Origin of the sequence: Rhodococcus sp. WS3, assembly GCF_003797085.1 — a bacterium.
In the GTDB taxonomy this organism is placed as follows: domain Bacteria; phylum Actinomycetota; class Actinomycetes; order Mycobacteriales; family Mycobacteriaceae; genus Rhodococcus_F; species Rhodococcus_F globerula.
Genome location: NZ_RKMA01000002.1, coordinates 348763 through 366356, shown reverse-complemented (window position 1 = coordinate 366356; position 17594 = coordinate 348763). Strand labels below are relative to the sequence as shown.

The 17594-nt window shown below is 62.4% G+C and carries 14 protein-coding genes; 12 read left to right on the top strand and 2 right to left on the bottom strand.

The annotated features are described in order from the left end of the window. Window positions 1–21: 21 nt before the first annotated feature. Both EEB13_RS15750 and acnA read right to left on the bottom strand, forming a co-directional pair. Window positions 22–588 (bottom strand): TetR/AcrR family transcriptional regulator, encoded by a 567-nt coding sequence (locus tag EEB13_RS15750; protein WP_141485757.1) that lies wholly within the window; start codon window positions 586–588, stop codon window positions 22–24. Between the two features lie 140 nt (window positions 589–728). Beyond that, window positions 729–3530, bottom strand: coding sequence for an aconitate hydratase AcnA (gene acnA, locus EEB13_RS15745; RefSeq protein WP_033232089.1), 2802 nt, complete (start codon window positions 3528–3530; stop codon window positions 729–731). Between the two features lie 444 nt (window positions 3531–3974). Between acnA and EEB13_RS15740 the strand changes: the two genes are divergently transcribed. From EEB13_RS15740 to EEB13_RS15685, 12 genes are all read left to right on the top strand, one after another. Continuing rightward, window positions 3975–4574, top strand: a complete 600-nt coding sequence (locus EEB13_RS15740) for a DUF6676 family protein (protein WP_045067711.1) — start codon at window positions 3975–3977, stop codon at window positions 4572–4574. 406 nt (window positions 4575–4980) lie between these two features. After that, window positions 4981–6546: an NlpC/P60 family protein gene (locus EEB13_RS15735; protein ID WP_141485756.1), complete on the top strand. Its 1566-nt coding sequence runs from the start codon at window positions 4981–4983 to the stop codon at window positions 6544–6546. A 173-nt stretch (window positions 6547–6719) separates the two neighbouring features. Then, window positions 6720–7892 carry an AAA family ATPase gene (locus tag EEB13_RS15730; RefSeq protein WP_261984605.1) on the top strand — a complete coding sequence of 391 codons (1173 nt, stop codon included), beginning with the start codon at window positions 6720–6722 and terminating at the stop codon, window positions 7890–7892. Next, window positions 7889–8863, top strand: coding sequence for a DUF58 domain-containing protein (locus EEB13_RS15725; RefSeq protein ID WP_092808006.1), 975 nt, complete (start codon window positions 7889–7891; stop codon window positions 8861–8863). The genes EEB13_RS15730 and EEB13_RS15725 overlap by 4 nt, the downstream gene beginning before the upstream one ends. Beyond that, on the top strand, window positions 8860–9840 hold the full coding sequence (locus EEB13_RS15720; RefSeq protein WP_033232085.1) for a VWA domain-containing protein: 981 nt from the start codon (window positions 8860–8862) through the stop codon (window positions 9838–9840). The genes EEB13_RS15725 and EEB13_RS15720 overlap by 4 nt, the downstream gene beginning before the upstream one ends. Before the next feature lie 67 nt (window positions 9841–9907). Continuing rightward, complete coding sequence (fabG1, locus tag EEB13_RS15715) at window positions 9908–10657, top strand: 3-oxoacyl-ACP reductase FabG1 (protein ID WP_045067715.1); 750 nt, start codon at window positions 9908–9910, stop codon at window positions 10655–10657. 56 nt (window positions 10658–10713) lie between these two features. Next, entirely contained in the window at window positions 10714–11511 is a 798-nt protein-coding gene (inhA, locus tag EEB13_RS15710; RefSeq protein WP_045067716.1) for an NADH-dependent enoyl-ACP reductase InhA, read from the top strand. 87 nt (window positions 11512–11598) lie between these two features. Beyond that, window positions 11599–12357 (top strand): hypothetical protein, encoded by a 759-nt coding sequence (locus EEB13_RS15705; protein ID WP_141485752.1) that lies wholly within the window; start codon window positions 11599–11601, stop codon window positions 12355–12357. Window positions 12358–12517: 160 nt separating this feature from the next. Next, on the top strand, window positions 12518–14086 hold the full coding sequence (locus EEB13_RS15700) for an LVIVD repeat-containing protein (RefSeq protein WP_116103234.1): 1569 nt from the start codon (window positions 12518–12520) through the stop codon (window positions 14084–14086). After that, window positions 14083–14748, top strand: coding sequence for a DUF305 domain-containing protein (locus EEB13_RS15695; protein WP_116103236.1), 666 nt, complete (start codon window positions 14083–14085; stop codon window positions 14746–14748). Before EEB13_RS15700 ends, EEB13_RS15695 begins: the two co-directional genes overlap by 4 nt. Window positions 14749–14855: 107 nt before the next feature. Then, window positions 14856–15731: an LLM class F420-dependent oxidoreductase gene (locus EEB13_RS15690; protein ID WP_116103237.1), complete on the top strand. Its 876-nt coding sequence runs from the start codon at window positions 14856–14858 to the stop codon at window positions 15729–15731. 139 nt (window positions 15732–15870) lie between these two features. Continuing rightward, window positions 15871–17568: a SulP family inorganic anion transporter gene (locus tag EEB13_RS15685; protein ID WP_095886288.1), complete on the top strand. Its 1698-nt coding sequence runs from the start codon at window positions 15871–15873 to the stop codon at window positions 17566–17568. Window positions 17569–17594: the final 26 nt, after the last annotated feature.

Below are 17594 nucleotides of genomic sequence, written 5' to 3'. Positions count from 1 at the left end.
GGCGCACAGGGGCGCAGTCCCTCAGTCCTGTCGACGCACCGATTCCTCGACCAGATCGAGGACCGCCGACAGATTGTTGCCGGCGTGGCCCGACGCGATTCGGGCCACCAGACCGTCCATCACCAGATCGAGATAGCCGATCAGTACGTCGGTGGGTACGTCGTCACGCAACCGCCCGGCAGATTTCTGGAAGGACAGACGAGCGCTGGTCGCCTCGGTGAGTTCCGCCGACCGCTGTGACCATTTGGCACGGAAATCCGCATCGGTCCGCAGTCGCCGGGCAATTTCCAAGCGTGTGCCAAGCCAATCGAATTGGTCGGGCTGAGCGAGCATGTCGCGCATCACCTGCACAAGGCCCTCTTCGGCGACGACGTCGGCCATGCGGCTCGCGTCCTCGCTCGCCAACGCGAGGAAAAGTCCGTCCTTGTCCTTGAAGTGATGAAAGATCGCGCCTCGGGACAACCCGGTGACATCTTCCAGTCTTCTGACTGTGGCGCCGTCGTAGCCGTATTCCGCAAAGCAGCGGCGGGCACCGTCAAGGATCTGACTGCGCCGTGCCGCGAGATGGTCTTCACTGACCTTGGGCACGTTCTTGTCCTCGTCTCGCGCATCTCCACGATGCCGACTCTTTGTTCGGAGTTGGCACCACCCGTGAACCGATACCAAACGCACACGGCGGACTCAGCAAGGTCGCTGAGTCCGCCGTGCGGAAAAGGCAGGCTGGCGAACTAGCCTCGGATCATGTTGCGGAGCACGTACTGCAAGATGCCACCGTTGCGGTAGTAATCCGCTTCACCGGGGGTATCGATGCGTACGACTGCGTCGAACACGACCTTCTCGCCGTTCTCGCGCGTTGCCGTGACCTTCATGGTCTTCGGGGTGACGCCCTCGTTGAGCTTCTCGACGCCTTCGATGTCGAAGGTCTCGGTGCCGTCGAGCTTGAGCGACCCTGCGGACTCGCCGACCGGGAACTGCAGCGGGACAACGCCCATGCCGATGAGGTTGGAGCGGTGGATGCGCTCGAACGACTCGGTGATGACGGCCTTGACGCCGAGCAGGCTCGTGCCCTTGGCAGCCCAGTCACGCGAGGATCCGGAGCCGTACTCCTTGCCGCCCAGGACGACCAGCGGGATGCCGGCTGCCTGGTAGTTCTGCGACGCGTCGTAGATGAATGCCTGCGGTGCGCCTTCCTGCGTGAAGTCGCGCGTGTATCCACCCGAGACGTCATCAAGAAGCTGGTTACGCAGACGGATGTTCGCGAACGTTCCGCGAATCATGACCTCGTGGTTACCGCGACGCGATCCGAGCGAGTTGTAATCCGCACGCTCGACGCCATGGGAGTCGAGGTACTGCGCGGCGGGGGTGCCGACCTTGATCGGACCTGCCGGGCTGATGTGGTCGGTGGTGACCGAGTCGCCGAGCAGTGCGAGGACGCGAGCGCCCTTGATGTCCTTGACCGGAGCCGGATCCATCGTCATACCGTCGAAGTAGGGTGGCTTCCGCACGTAGGTGGAGTTCGCGTCCCACTCGAAGGTGTCGCCCTTCGGTGTTTCGAGGTTCTGCCAGCGGCTGTCGCCCGCAAAGATGGTTGCGTACGACTTGCGGAACATGTCCTGGTCGATCGAGGACTTGATCGTCTCTTCGATTTCCTGCGTGGACGGCCAGATGTCCTTGAGGTAGACGGGGTTTCCGTCGGTGTCGTTACCGAGCGAATCGGTCTCGAAGTCGAAGTCCATGGTTCCGGCGAGGCCGTAGGCAATCACGAGCGGCGGGGAAGCCAAGTAGTTCATCTTGACGTCGGGGGAGATGCGACCCTCGAAGTTACGGTTACCCGAGAGCACCGCGGTGACCGAGAGATCGTTGTCGTTGATGGCCTTCGAGACTGCCTCGGGCAGCGGGCCGGTGTTACCGATGCACGTGGTGCAGCCGTAACCGCCGAGGTAGTAGCCGAGCTTCTCGAGGTACGGCCACAGGCCGGCCTTCTCGTAGTAGTCGGTGACGACCTGCGAACCGGGAGCCATGTTGGTCTTGACCCACGGCTTGGTGGCAAGGCCCTTTTCGACGGCGTTGCGTGCGAGCAGTGCAGCGCCGAGCATGACCGACGGGTTGGACGTGTTGGTGCAGGACGTGATGCCGGCAACAACAACGGCGCCGTGGTCCAGAACGAATTCACCGGCGTCGGACTTGACGACGACCGGCTTGCTCGGACGGCCATGCGCACCGTTCGCAGCCGAGAGAACGTCGACCGCTCCGTCGTCAGCGAAGGAGAGCACCGCGGGATCGGAAGCGGGGAAGGACTCTTCGACGGCCTCGTCGAGCTGCGTGTGCTCGGTCGGCTGGTTGTCTTCCACGTAGTTGTGGATGTCCTTGCGGAACGCAGGCTTGGAGTCCGACAACAGAATTCGGTCCTGCGGGCGCTTCGGGCCGGCGATCGAGGGAACAACGGTTCCCAGATCGAGCTCGATGTACTCGGAGAAGACGGGCTCCTGGTCCGGGTTGTGCCACAGGCCCTGTTCCTTGGCGTACGACTCGACGAGAGCGAGCTGCTCGTCGCTGCGGCCGGTGAGGCGCAGGTAGTCGATCGTTTCGCTGTCGATCGGGAAGATCGCTGCGGTGGAACCGAATTCGGGGCTCATGTTGCCAAGGGTTGCGCGGTTCGCGAGCGGAACCTCGGCGACACCCTTGCCGTAGAACTCGACGAACTTGCCGACGACGCCGTGCTTACGGAGCATCTCGGTGGCGGTGAGCACGACGTCGGTTGCGGTGACGCCTGGCTTGATCTCACCCGAGAGCTTGAAGCCGACAACGCGGGGGATGAGCATGGAGACGGGCTGACCGAGCATTGCTGCCTCGGCCTCGATGCCGCCGACGCCCCAGCCGAGCACGCCGAGGCCGTTGACCATCGTGGTGTGCGAGTCGGTGCCGACGCAGGTGTCGGGGTATGCCTGTCCGTTACGGGACATGACGGTGGGTGCCAGGTACTCGATGTTGACCTGGTGAACGATTCCCATTCCCGGGGGGACGACCTTGAAGTCGTCGAATGCTCCCTGGCCCCAACGGAGGAACTGGTAACGCTCGCCGTTGCGCTCGTATTCGAGGTCGACGTTGCGCTCGAGAGCGTCGGCCTGGCCGAAGACGTCGAGGATGACCGAGTGGTCGATGACCATGTCGGCGGGGGAGAGCGGGTTGACCTTGTTCGGGTCGCCACCGAGGGTGGTGACGGCCTCACGCATGGTGGCGAGGTCGACGATGCAAGGAACGCCGGTGAAGTCCTGCATGATCACGCGGGCAGGCGTGAACTGGATTTCGATGCTCGGCTCAGCTGAGGGATCCCAGCTTGCAATTGCGCGGATGTGATCCGCGGTGATGTTGGCACCGTCTTCGGTGCGGAGAAGGTTCTCGGCGAGAACCTTCAAGGAATAAGGCAATTTCTCGGTGCCGGGGACGGCCGAGAGGCGGAAGATCTCGTAAGAGTTCTCACCGACCTCGAGGGTTCCCTTTGCTCCGAACGAATCAATACTGGTGCTCACGTCTGCTCCACTCGTCTATGAGGGTCGCCACCGACGGGGCTGTGTCGGCAGCTGAAGCGAGGTACTTACAACTCGGCGTATCCGGTGACAGCTCACGCCAATCGCACAGTTCACGTGAGAACTGTCCGAACATCGGAGCTGAAGTGGACTCGGTCGAGGCGAGGTACCTCTCGGTCTGAAGTCTAACAGTACGCTTGTCCTGTGAGACTTCGGGGCAACTTGACCGAAACAATCTTCACGCAGTCTCAGGACCTGCGCAACGCAGGGTGGACTGGGTGAGCTGACCCACAACGGATTGCGCGGAGTGTCGAAGACTCGCGGGCTTCGCACTCAACCTCAAGTAGGGTGCATTCAGGCCCGTCGCGGTCAGACCGCCCGATAACGACCTCGGATTCATTCGCACACTCGCGTGTGAACGAGCACCGAACTGCACCCGGATGAGAGATGTCTGCTCCTACACATTTGGTCTTCACGCCCTTGCATGCGAGCGGTCCGCTGCACGCCGCACTACCTCTGCATGCCGCAGTCCCATCGGACGTCGATGTCGACGACGTGGTTGCCGACGTTGCGCAGAATGGGGTTTCCGCACCGGCTGCCGATGTCCCTGCACTGGTGAATGTCGTCGCCGACGCACGTGAGCGCGGGATCGATTTGAGCGTGATCGTCCTCGACGCCAATCCTTCCCGCGACACCGACCTCCGGGATCTGGCGACGACGGTCGGCGAATCCGAGGGCGGCACGATCTTGGTGATGAGTCCGGACTGGATGGGCAGTTCCAGCGATTCGATCAGTCGAGTACAGCTCGAGACCGCGCAGGATCGCTCGTTCGGGGACAGTTCTGCTGCGATCGCCGATCGCTTTTCCCATGAGATTGTCCAACCGGGTCCGCCGTGGGCCTTGTACACGGTCCTTTTGGTGGCGATTGTGGCGATCGCGGCGGCAATTACTTTTGCCGTCAAATGGCGTCGGAGCCCCGAACCCGCGGTCACCGAGCAGGTGAGCGAACCTTCGGAACTGGCCGTCGGACACGCCGGATCTGCTTAGTCCAGCGCGCACGTTCCTGAATATCGACTAGCAGGTATTCACCAGCATTTGTGGTGAGTACCTGCTTTTTCGTCTGGATACAGCAATCCACCTGGTGAAATACCCGATGTGTTATTTGGGGCTAAAGTTTCCAAAGTTCTCTCAAGTGTCGTACGGTACAACTGGCACTTTTTGGGGAAGAAGTGTCGCAGAAAGATGGCTGTTGTTCGACGGACTACGCGCGACGCCACCCGAAACCGGGCGGCGCCGAGCGTTGCCCCCGAACGGCGGGTTAGCGACAAGCGGTAGCTACTTCGCTGCATCTTGTTGGTGGCGCCACGTGGCGTCATAGCTTCCTGCGCATTCCCTCCCCGCACGGATCGGCGACCCAGCGGGCCCGTGGCGTACACGCGAGGGAGAGTTATTTGTGAGCCAAGTAACACGAGGCGGATTCGGCCGTCGTAAACCTTCCCGAGCGTCGTCCCGCCTGGCACAGCTGGTAATCGGTGCGGGCATCGTCACTGCCCTGGTTGTCGGAAACCCGGGTGTCGGAGCGTCGGTCCCGCCGCCTCCGCCCAATCCCAGTGACTCCGAAATCGCGTCCGCAGATTCGCAGGTTTCATCGAGCGTCAGCACGGTCAGCGCCCTCATCAACCAGGTTGCCGCGGCAAATGAGCAGTTGTCCGCACTCGACAACGAAGTTGCCGTCAAACGCGAAGACGTCAACAAGACACTCGTCGACCTGCAGAACGCTCGAGGCGCCGCCGATGCCGCAGCCCAAGCCGTCGGCATCACCAAACAAGCACTTCGGGACGCCGGCGCACAGATCGACGTAGCGCAGAGGGATTTCGACAAGTACGCCCGATCGAGTTACGTCCAAGGCACCAATACCGCGTCCATCTCGTCGTTCCTCGACGCCAAGGGCCCGGGCGACGTCCTCGATCGAGCGCAGGTTCTCAAACTTCTCTCGAACACCCAACGCGCCGTGCTCGACGGTTTGCAGCGCGCTCGGACCGAACAGGCGAACAAGGACTCGGCGACCAGGCAAGCCAAGCTCGACGCCGACGCGGCCGCCGAAATTGCCGCCAATCTTCAGGCACTTGCCGAGCAGGCCATCGCGATCGCCCGCAACGCACTCGACCAGCAGGTAGCCAAGAAGGCGTCCATCGAATCGGAGCGCAATTCCGCGCAAGCCCAACTCGATGCGGCGCGCAACGCTGTTGCCGGTTTGCAGGGGCAGCGCCAGGCATACGCGACGTGGGACGAACAGCGAAAGGCCGAAGAAGCTCATCAGGCCGCACTCGAAGCGGCTGCCAAGCAAGCGGCCGAGGAAGCCGCCGCCAGGGCTGCCGCCGATCAGGCCGCCAAGGACCGTGCCGCTGCGTTGGCTGCTGCTCAGCGCCCTCACACTGCCGTCGAAGATCCGACGCCGACAGTCATCCCCGATGACGACGACGAGACATCGACGGACACGAGCACCGATTCGGATTCCGACACTCCGGTGGTAACACCGAAGCCCACAACTCCGAAACCGGCAACTCCCAAGCCGACAGTGCCTTCGGTGTCCGGAAGCGCCGCAATCGAATCCGTCATCGACCGCGGTATGTCGCAGATCGGCATCCAGTACGCCTGGGGCGGCGGCGACGAGAACGGGCCGACCCGCGGTATTCGCGACGGCGGAGTCGCGGACAGCTACGGCGACTTCAACAAGATCGGGTTCGACTGCTCAGGTCTGATGATCTACGCGTTTGCCGGAATCGGTATCTCGTTGCCGCATTACACCGGCTACCAGTACACCGCGGGCAAGCAGGTTCCGTCGTCCGAGATGAAACGCGGCGACATGATCTTCTACGGTCCGAACGCGAGTCAGCATGTGGCGCTGTACCTCGGTGACGGGCAGATGCTCGAAGCACCGCAGTCCGGATCCAGTGTGAAAGTTTCCCCCGTTCGCTGGGGTGGAATGACACCGTACGCCGTGCGGCTGGTGTCCTGAACTCGCGAGAAGGCTGAACCCGTTCATGCTTCGATGCCCGGTTCGTTGCATGTGTTGACGTGGTGTTGCGGCATCACGAGCAACTACCTGGAATAGTTGGCGGGGAACACGTTACTGTCGGAACTTTTCTAGGTGAAAGCGATGGATTCTTGGTGACCTCACGTGAAGATTCGATCGGATCGGTCGACGTAGACAAGGCGAGTGGAAATTCCGACGGGGTAGCTCCGTCGCTCGCCACCGACGTCCAGACACTGGAACGAGCGATCTACGAGGTCAAACGAGTCATCGTCGGCCAGGATCGACTGGTCGAGCGGATACTCGTCGGGCTACTGGCCAAGGGACACGTCCTGCTCGAGGGTGTTCCCGGTGTCGCGAAGACGCTGGCCGTCGAAACCTTTGCGAAGGTGGTCGGCGGATCGTTCTCCCGTGTGCAGTTCACCCCCGACCTCGTACCCACCGACTTGATCGGTACGCGTATCTACCGACAGGGACGCGAAGAGTTCGACACCGAACTGGGACCAGTGGTCGCAAACTTCGTCCTGGCCGACGAGATCAACCGTGCACCGGCAAAGGTGCAGTCTGCGTTGCTCGAAGTCATGGCCGAGCGTCACGTCTCCATCGGTGGCAAGCGCTACCACATGCCGGACCCGTTCCTGGTCATGGCGACGCAGAACCCGATCGAGAACGAGGGCGTGTATCCCCTCCCGGAAGCGCAGCGTGACCGCTTCCTGTTCAAGATCCTGGTCGATTACCCGACCGTCGAAGAAGAACGCGAAATCGTGTACCGGATGGGCGTCGCCGCGCCGGAACCCCACCAGATTCTCGGTCCCGAAGAGTTGGTTCGACTCCAGCTCGTCGCGAGCACCGTCTTTGTCCACCATGCGCTGGTCGATTACGTGGTTCGGGTCATCGCGGCCACCCGTACGCCGAGGGAATTCGGCCTCGACGACGTTGCCGGCTGGATCGCCTACGGTGCGTCGCCGCGTGCAACACTCGGCATCATTGCCGCCTCCCGAGCGCTCGCCCTCGTGCGTGGCCGCGATTACGTTGTCCCGCAGGACGTCGTCGAGGTCATCCCGGACGTGTTGCGCCACCGGCTCGTGTTGTCGTACGACGCACTCGCCGACGAGGTCACTCCGGACGCCGTCATCACGCGGGTCCTGCAGACGGTCGGTCTGCCTCAGATCGCCGCGCGCCCGGTGCCCACTGTCGCGGGACCACAACCGGTACCGGGACAGCCGGTAGGCCAGCCGACGCAGCAACCTCAGCAGGGCGCACCGCAGTTCAATCCCGCGGGAAACGGCGCGCAGTTCATGAGCCCTGATCCGATGAGTCGCCCGCAGTGACGGAAAGTCACCTTCCCGGTCATGCCGGTGCACCGCCGTCGTTCGAGTCCGGTGAACTTCGTGACCCACGACTGACCGCTGCGCTGCGAACACTGGAGTTGACGGTCCGCCGCCGGCTCGACGGGGTGTTGCACGGTGATCATCTCGGACTCATCCCCGGTCCCGGTTCCGAACCCGGCGAGGCTCGCGAGTATCAGCCCGGTGACGATGTGCGACAGATGGATTGGTCTGTCACCGCTCGTACGACGCACCCACATGTGCGGCAGTCGGTAGCCGATCGCGAACTCGAGACGTGGCTGGTGATCGACCTGTCCGCGAGCCTCGATTTCGGTACCGCAGGTTGTGAGAAGCGCGATTTGGTTGTGGCTGCCGCTGCTGCGGTGACGCACCTGACAAGTTCGGGCGGCAATCGCGTCGGCGCAATCATTTCCACCGGGGCGCAGATGACACGGATTCCGGCCAGGGGAGGCCGCGTCCACGCTCAGGCGATGCTTCGTAAGATCGCGACCACTCCCCATGCGCCGGACGGTGTGCGCGGAGATCTGGTGGGCGCAATCGAGGCGCTACGACGCCCACAGCGTCGGCGCGGCTTGGCCGTCGTGATCAGTGACTTCCTGGGCCCGACGGATTGGGAACGTCCGTTGCGCGCCATTGCCGGTCGTCATGACGTGCTCGGGATCGAAGTGGTGGATCCGCGCGACCTCGAACTGCCCGATGTCGGTGACGTCGTGCTGCATGACCCGGAATCCGGTCGCACGCGCGAGTTCTCGACCACTCCGCAGTTGCGCGCGGATTTTGCGCGCGCGGCCGCTGAGCATCGCATCGAGGTTCAGCAGGCATTGCGCCGGTGCGGGGCACCGCTCATGTCACTGCACACCGATCGTGACTGGATCGCCGACGTGGTTCGATTCATCTCGGCACGCCGACACAGCTTCGGTGTCGGCGCCGGAACTGGGGGCGTTCGTTCGTGAGTCTTTCTCAATTCACTGCGCCGTGGTGGCTGCTGTTCCTGGTCGTCATCGCCGCATTGGTAGCCGGTTACGTCTATGTGCAGAAGCAGCGTCAGAGACATACGTTGCGGTTCACCAACTTCGATCTCCTCGAGAAGGTGGCGCCGTCACGACCGGGCCGGTGGCGCCACGTTTCCGCCATTTTGATGGTGATCTCGTTGGTGTTCTTCACGGTAGCGTTGGCCGGCCCCACAGCGGACAAGAAGGTTCCGCGGAACCGGGCAACCGTCATCCTGGTGATCGACGTGTCGCTGTCGATGCAGGCCACCGATGTGGAACCGACACGTCTCGCGGCCGCTCAAGAGGCGGCCAAATCGTTTGCCGACGGTTTGACGCCTGGCATCAACCTGGGACTGGTCGCGTTTGCCGGAACTGCTTCGGTGTTGGTGTCTCCCACGACAAATCGCGACGCGACCAAAGTTGCCATCGACAATCTCAAGCTCAGCGAGCGGACCGCGACCGGCGAAGCGATCTTCACGTCACTGCAGTCGATCGACACGTTGTCCGCCGTTCTCGGCGGGAGTGATCAGGCTCCGCCCGCACGGATTGTCTTGCTCTCCGACGGTAAGCAGACGGTCCCCGACAATTCGGATGACCCGCGCGGCGGATTCACCGCAGCACGTCAGGCCAAAGACAAAGGTGTTCCGATCTCGACGATTTCGTTCGGCACGACATACGGTCGGGTCGAAATCGAGGGTGATCGCATTCCGGTTCCTGTTGACGACGCGTCGCTGAAGGAAATCGCGAATCTGTCCGGGGGAAGTTTTTTCACCGCATCCAGCCTCGAAGAGTTGCGTGCGGTGTACGACACGCTGGAAGAGCAGATCGGATTCGAGACCACCCGCGGCGATGCAAGCAAGCCGTGGCTGATTCTCGGAGTTCTGTTTGCCACCGCAGGTTTGACCGTTGCCTTGGTCACTCGCCAAAGGCTGCCATGACTCTGCACCATTTTCGTTTGTCCGACTACTGCCGGAACTCGGCCCTGGAATTGATAGGTTGATCGCCATGTCTACCCCTTCCACCCCAGTGGTGTCAGAACGGACCGTCACCACTCCACGCTCGGTTCTGGTTACCGGCGGTAACCGCGGTATCGGCCTGGCTGTCGCGCAGCGTTTGGCCGCAGACGGACACAAGGTCGCCGTCACACACCGCGGCAGCGGTGCACCCGAAGGCCTTTTCGGTGTTGTCTGCGACGTCACCGACTCCGAGTCGATCGACCGCGCGTTCAAAGAGGTCGAGGCACATCAGGGCCCCGTCGAGGTCATCGTCGCCAACGCCGGTGTCACCGACGACACCCTGATCATGCGCATGTCGGAAGATCAGTTCACCAGTGTTATCGACGCAAACCTGACGGGTACGTTCCGGGTTGCAAAGCGGGCGACGCGATCGATGCTGCGAGCGCGTTTCGGACGCTTCATCTTCCTCGGATCGGTTGTGGGGCTTGCCGGTGGCCCCGGGCAGGTCAACTACGCGGCCTCCAAGGCGGGCATCGTCGGTATCGCCCGGTCCTTGACCCGTGAACTGGGCTCCCGTTCGATCACGGCGAACGTGGTCGCCCCCGGCTTCATCGAGACCGACATGACCGCAGCGCTGGGCGACGACGTGAAAGACAAGGCCACCGAACACATTCCGCTTCAGCGCACCGGCAAGCCGGAAGATGTTGCGGCAGTAGTGAGTTTCCTGGCCTCCGACGATTCGGCGTACGTGTCCGGCGCCGTCATTCCGGTTGACGGTGGACTGGGTATGGGGCACTAGTCCCCGCTTCCACATTTTCCTTTCACTTCGTACGTCTCACTTCAGGAGGACAACTCATGGGCGGTTTGCTCGAGGGTAAGACCATTCTCGTTACCGGCATCATCACCGATTCGTCCATCGCATTCCATGTGGCGAAGGTTGCGCAAGAGCAGGGCGCCAAGGTGCTGATCACGGGTTTTGATCGTCTGCGTCTGATCGACCGCATTGCTCAGCGCCTTCCGCAGCCGGTGCCGCCGGCCATCTCCCTCGACGTCCAGAACCCGGAAGATCTGGCCACCTTGGCCGATCGTGTCCGTGAGTTGGCTCCGGAGGGCATCGACGGCGTTGTCCACTCCATCGGTTTTGCCCCGCGCTCGTGCCTGGGCAGCCCCTTCATGGACGCGCCGTGGAGTGACGTTGCTGTTGCACTCGAGGTGTCCGCCTACTCGTACAGTGCCCTTGCAAAGGCGCTGCTGCCGGTTCTGAACGACAAGGGTTCCATCGTCGGTATGGACTTCGATCCGTCGCGTGCGATGCCGTTCTACAACTGGATGGGTGTCTCCAAGGCGACCCTCGAGGCTGTGAACCGGTACGTCGCCAAGGAGGTAGGCGTCCGTGGCATCCGCTCCAATCTTGTTGCATCCGGCCCGATCAAGACGCTCGCAGCCAAGGCAATTGCCGGCGACAGCACCGGCCCGGGTGCCGAGTTGGACAAGCTCAACACCGGCTGGGACAGTGCGGCGCCCATCGGCTGGGACGTCGAAGATCGTGAAACCGTTGCGAAGACGGTCTGCACCGTTCTCTCGGATTGGTTGCCGGGCACAACCGCGTCGATCATTTACGTCGACGGCGGTTTCCACGCAATGGTGGGTTAGTAGTTTGAATCCGGTTCGCCTTTGCCTGCTCGACTGGCTACGTACAGGTGAAGGCGAACACGGGGGACATCAACACGGAGGACCTCGATGATGGAACCAGTCGGCGACGTGGCGGTCGGTGACTGGATCAAACCACGGTTGTCGGGTGCGCTGACGGCAGTTGTACCTTCGGGTTTCGACGCGTACGTGCGAGTTCTCCATCCGGTCGACGTCGTCGGCACTCACGTGGTCCGCTGGCGTGATGTTGCCGCCGTAACCGGTCGGCGGGTTCATCCGCTTGTGCAATGGTGGCGTTTGATCGACGCCACTGATTCCGTGAATCCGCGCAGCGAGCTCTGGGACGGCGGTGAGCCGGATGTCGGTTCACTCGATCCGCCCGACAATCGGCGTCTTGTCGATCTTCTTGCAGGCCATACGAATTCACCGGACGATGCGTACTTCGCGGTGTGGGAGGGCAATGGCTTCTTTCATGCCGGAGCTACGGCGATCTACAGTGCCGGAAAGAAACAATCTCGCCCCGCACCCGTTGTTTCGATCGCCCGGGAACTGATCTCCGGACCGCGGCTGCGGCACCCCGGACGGGACTATGTTGTGCTGTCAGGATCCCTTCGTGAAGCGTCGACTATCCCCGACCTGATCGGTGCAAAGCCCTGGACGCCGTCAGCAAATCTCGTGTGGCCGCAGGACCATTCGTGGTGCATTGCCACAGAGGTCGATTTTGATTCGACTCTCGTGGGGTGCAGTCGGGCCGCCGCGAAAGAGATCCTGGCATGCCCTGACCTCGAATCGTTCCCGATCAACCCGAACGATTCGTTGCAGTACGACGCTGACTTGGTAAATACCTGAGACCTCCGGTATCTGATGGAGAGTCGCGTTCACTCTTGACGAGAGTGGCGTGCATCACGCACACTTCCCCAGGGAACCGGACATTCGGTCAGGACGTCGGTAGGTGGGATGGATACGGTCGAGTATCGCCGACGCCCGATACACAGGGGGTTGCGCAGAGATGAAACCGCTGAGCGCTCGTCGAACGGTCAGGTCCGCGATTGTTGCCGCGGCGGCCGTACTGCTACTTCCAGTGGTCGGCGCCGCAGCGGCGCCGGAATCCAGTCCAGGTACGGTGTACGAATCCCATGCCGTCGGCAGCGATGCGGTCGAGCGCGCGAGTTGTAACGAGGATTCTCAGCCGGAAACCGGATTGCAGGGCGATGTACCAGCTGAAGACCGTAACAGCGGACGCAGTCGAACGGGCTACAGCTGCAATATCTCTCGGTTGGGTGGGTACGAAGGCCGTGGCGGCGGAATCACCTCAACCAGTTTCGAGAACTGCGCGTATGTCGGCAGCTTCTTCCCCGGAAATCTCCTCGGGCCGGCGCAAGGTGTGCAGGTTATCGATGCCTCCGACCCGGCAAACCCGAAACTCACTGCAACGCTGACCGAACCTGCCATGCTCGCGGGAACGTGGGAGAGCCTCAAGGTCAACACGCAGCGAAAACTCTTGGTGGGAACGGGAGTTCCCCTGTTGACCGGTGTTGGCATGATGTCGGTATACGACATCTCCGATTGCGCTCATCCGAAACTGCTCAATCCGGGACCGGGAACGAATCTGGGGATGCTCCTTCCCATTACATCGCATGAGGGCGGGTTCTCCCCGGACGGCAACACCTACTGGTCTTCCGGTACCGCTCCCGGCATTGTGAGCGCTGTCGACCTCACCGACCCCTCCACCCCGAAGGTGGTGTGGCAGGACCTGATCGGTCTCTCGACCCACGGAATCGGCGTCAGCGACGACGGGAATCAGCTGTACCTGTCGAACAATATGGGCGGCATCCACGTACTCGACGTCAGTGCGGTGCAGCGACGCGATCCCAATCCTCAGGTTCGCCAGCTCTCTCAGCTTTCGTGGACCGACGGATGGGCGACGCAGCACAGTATTCCGGTGAACTACGACGGCGCACCGTATCTGTTCACCGTCGACGAGGGCGGTTCGGGCGGCGTCAAACTCATCGATGTCTCCGACGCAGCCCGACCGGAGATCGCCGCGTCGATCAAGCTCGAAATCAACCTTCCCGAGAATCAGGACTCCTCGCTCGCGTCAGCGTCCGGCGGTTCGGCCTTTGCTTACGAATCGCACTACTGCGCAGCGGACCGCCCGGACAATCCCACGGCTCTCGCGTGTGGGTGGATATCGTCCGGGATCAGGGTTTTTGATGTCCGCGACCCGTTCGACGTCCGGGAAATCGCTTACTACAACCCGCCGGCGAAGACGGGGGGCAATCTTGCGCTGACAAACTCACCGCATGCATTGGCGTCGATCTTGGGCGTTCCGATATTGAGCGCGCCCGCGATCGGCCAGTCGATTCTCAGTGGTCAATTCGACCCGAACCAAGCACTCAGCGCGCGAAGCGGGATGCTCACTCAAGGCGACATCTCCACGGACTGGTGCTTCTCGGCGCCGGAGTGGCGCGGCAGCAAGCTGTGGGTGACGTGCGCGGACAACGGGTTCATGGCGTTGCAACTGGATCCCGACGTCTACTCGCCACCGGCTGATCAGCACTCGACCGTCGGTTCATGACGACGACGCGGGTAGTGCGCGTCGCAGCGTTCGGTTGCCTTGCGGTGATGCTGGTTGTGCTCGGTGCGGCGCTGCGGCCGCTGATGTTCACGGAGCAGGCTGCGCCTGCAGAGATATTGAGCGACAACGAAATCGGGTTTGTTCACGATATGGTCGCGCACCACCAGCAGGCCCTGTTCATCGCCCAGCGACTGAACACGAATGTCGATCCAGCGGTGAGTAGGCTCGCGCAACAGATCGACGATTCGCAGCGGACCGAGATCGGGATGATGCTCGGTTGGCTGCGACTCGTGAACGTGACCCCGGGTAGTCGCACTCCGATGGAATGGATGCACACCGCGTCGAATTCGACGGACCTTGCTGCGCACCATGGCGTTGTGACATCAGAGGCAACTCGCGGTCAGGCGTCGATGCCGGGGATGGCAACCATGGCCGAACTCGACTCTCTCACCTCAGCTACGGGGGTTGATGCGGAAGTGTTGTTCCTGCAGTTGATGGAGCGTCATCACCGTGGCGGGATCGTCATGGCCCAGGCGGCCGACGAACTTCTAGCCGACGGTCCGGTCAAACAATCCGCCCGCGACATGATCAGCACCCAGAGTCAGGAATCCGGACTGATGGCCCTCATGCTCGCACAACGAGGTGCCCAACCGCTCGGGTAGACGAGCCCTGGATACCACAATGAACAGCGTTCATTCTTCTGGTACGTTCAGCTCCGAGAGCGGCCGTCACCCTTACGTGCCGGTGCACAGTCGAAGGAGTTGCATCGATGCGAATCGGCATCAGTACACCGGTCGTGAGCGTCATCCCAGGCCGGACGGCGGATTGGGAACTGGACGCGGGGATCGAGGAAATCGCAGAGATTGCGCAGCATGCCGATCGGTGCGGCTTCCATTTCGTCACCTGTAGCGAACACATCGGTATGCCCTCCGACGTATGGTCGCCTCAGCTGCCCAATGGGCGCGGAACGCGCTATTGGGATCCTCTGGCAACCTTGTCGTATCTGGCGGGAAAGACCGAGCGCCTACGCCTTGTGACGAACATCCTTGTCCTCGGCTATCACCATCCCCTCGAGATCGCCAAGCGATACGGGACTCTGGACCGGATGAGCGGCGGGCGCGTGGTTCTGGGCTTGGGCGTAGGGACCGTCGAGGCGGAGTTCAAGGCACTGGGTGTGCCGTTCGAAGGACGAGGCCCGCGCGCAGATGACGCGATGCGCGCGCTACGTGCATCGCTGTCACAGCTCGAACCGGAGTATCACGGCGAGTTCTACGATTTCGACGGATTGATCATCGATCCCCACGCGATTCAACCGCGCGTGCCGCTCTGGGTCGGTGGGCACAGCAAGCGCGCGTTGCGGCGGGCTGTGACGCTCGGCGACGGGTGGATGCCCGGCGCACCGGACATGGAGACCCTCCGAACAATGTTGGCAGGATTTCCGGAGCGTCCCGCGGGCTTCGAGGTTATCTGCGGTGCGGACTCTCTGGACCCGGCGGCGCACCCTGATCAGGTAGAAGAGACGCTTGCCGAGATGGACGAAGCAGGCGTCACAATGGTCCCGTTCCGCCCAGTTCATCGATCACTGGCGCACTATCTCGAACAGCTCGATGCGATGGCTGCATTGGAGAACTTCACGCCGCTGTGATCCTGCGGGAGTTCTCGAAGAGAAAGCCCGCGGCGCTTCACCCGGTCGGGATGAGGCGGGAGAGTGCACCCGTGGTCAACGATGGGATCACGAATCACCTCCCGGACGAAGGGCGCCACATGTCGTATCTCGGGGCTACATGAGCGCAGTTCTGGGTCGCATACGTGCTCTGCTGCCGCGCGAGCGAATGACCCGAGCCGATGTGATCGCGGGTCTTCCCGGCGCGATCGGTAGCGTGCCTGACGGTATGGCGTCGGGTGTGCTCGCCGGAGTGAGTCCGCTGCACGGTCTTTATGCGAGCATGGCCGGCCGGGTATTCGGAGGATTGTCCACCAGTACCCGTCTGATGGTGGTCACCACCACGAGTGCCTCAGCACTGGCGGCGGGGTCGGCTCTGACGGATATCCCTGATGAGGACCGATCTGCGGCTCTGGTGATGCTTACCCTCGTCGCCGGTGGCGTGATGATCGTGGCCGCCGTCTTGCGGCTGGGGAGATACACGCGCTTCGTCTCGCATTCCGTGATGACCGCATTTCTGCTCGGGGTTGCGGCCAACATCGCGTTCGGTCAGATCCCGGCGCTGTTGGGGGTAGACGCGGAAGGCGGGTTTGCGCTCGCGAAGGCAGTGAATGTGTTGACGCACCCGGGGGAGATCGACTGGCGGTCCGCGGTGGTGGGCGTCAGTGCCCTGATACTCATGTGGGCATTGGGACAGACTCGGTTGCGGTTGTACGCATCGTTAGTTGCGCTGCTCGTGCCGACCGTTCTTGTGGTGGCGTTGGGTTGGGATTCGGTGAGCCGCGTTTCCGACATCGCGACTATCCCCACTGGATTCCCGATCCCGGGTCTTCCCGATCTGACCGTGCTGAGCCCCGCCCTGCTCAGTGGCGCGCTGACGGTGGCGGTCATTGTGCTGGTCCAAGGCGCCGGAGTGGCCGAATCCGCCCCAAATCCGGACGGCTCACGCTCGTCCGCCAATCGAGACTTCACCGCGCAAGGTGTCGGCAACGTCGCTGCATCCTTGCTCCGCGGGATGCCAGTCGGAGGATCGGTGGGGCAGACTGCGCTCAATCGCACAGCGGGTGCCCGTACCCGTTGGGCAGCGATCTGGTCGGGCTTGTGGCTGGTTGTCCTGCTCGCAGCCTTCGCGGGACTGGTCGGGCAAGTGCCCATGCCAACCCTCGCAGCTGTCCTGATTGTGGCAGCTGCCGGGTCCCTGGATCCGGCCAAGCTGTCGGCCATCTGGAGCAGCGGATATACCTCCCGGGTCGTGTTCGGTACAACGCTGATGGCGACGCTGTTGCTGCCGGTCACAGCCGCGGTGGGAATCGGGGTCGCGCTCTCACTGATCCTGCAGCTGAACCAGGAAGCCATCGACCTCAAGGTGGTCCGCCTGCGGGTGGACGGCAACCAACTGGTCGAGGCGAGCGCACCGAAACAACTCTCCGACAACGAGATCGTGATACTCGACGTGTACGGCAGCCTGTTCTACGCGGGAGCGCGCACGCTTGCGGCGCATCTGCCGGATCCCGCCGGTGCGAGGTCGCCGGTGGTGATCCTGCGGCTGAGGGGGCGCACGACGGTGAGCGCAACGTTCTTCACCATCGTCGCGGATTATGCTCGTCGACTCGACGCGGTTGGCGGTCAGCTGCACCTCAGTGGGATCGACCCGCGCATTCGCGACTACTGGACCGACGAACTCCTCGCCGCGCATGGGGTGAGCATCGAGTTCCACCCTGCCACCGCAACTATCGGCGAATCGACCCTCGCCGCGTATGCCGAGGCGAGAGTTCGGACGCACGACGGCGACAATCCGCCACGCGAAACGCCTTGTTAGTTCTACTGCAGTTAGTTCTACTACAG

Coding starts and splice junctions, on each gene's coding strand:
- EEB13_RS15690 (WP_116103237.1), top strand. CDS start 14,856: ATGCGAATCGGCATCAGTACACCGGTCGTGAGCGTCATCCCAGGCCGG.
- EEB13_RS15700 (WP_116103234.1), top strand. CDS start 12,518: ATGAAACCGCTGAGCGCTCGTCGAACGGTCAGGTCCGCGATTGTTGCC.
- EEB13_RS15695 (WP_116103236.1), top strand. CDS start 14,083: ATGACGACGACGCGGGTAGTGCGCGTCGCAGCGTTCGGTTGCCTTGCG.
- EEB13_RS15740 (WP_045067711.1), top strand. CDS start 3,975: ATGTCTGCTCCTACACATTTGGTCTTCACGCCCTTGCATGCGAGCGGT.
- inhA (WP_045067716.1), top strand. CDS start 10,714: ATGGGCGGTTTGCTCGAGGGTAAGACCATTCTCGTTACCGGCATCATC.
- fabG1 (WP_045067715.1), top strand. CDS start 9,908: ATGTCTACCCCTTCCACCCCAGTGGTGTCAGAACGGACCGTCACCACT.
- EEB13_RS15705 (WP_141485752.1), top strand. CDS start 11,599: ATGATGGAACCAGTCGGCGACGTGGCGGTCGGTGACTGGATCAAACCA.
- EEB13_RS15685 (WP_095886288.1), top strand. CDS start 15,871: ATGAGCGCAGTTCTGGGTCGCATACGTGCTCTGCTGCCGCGCGAGCGA.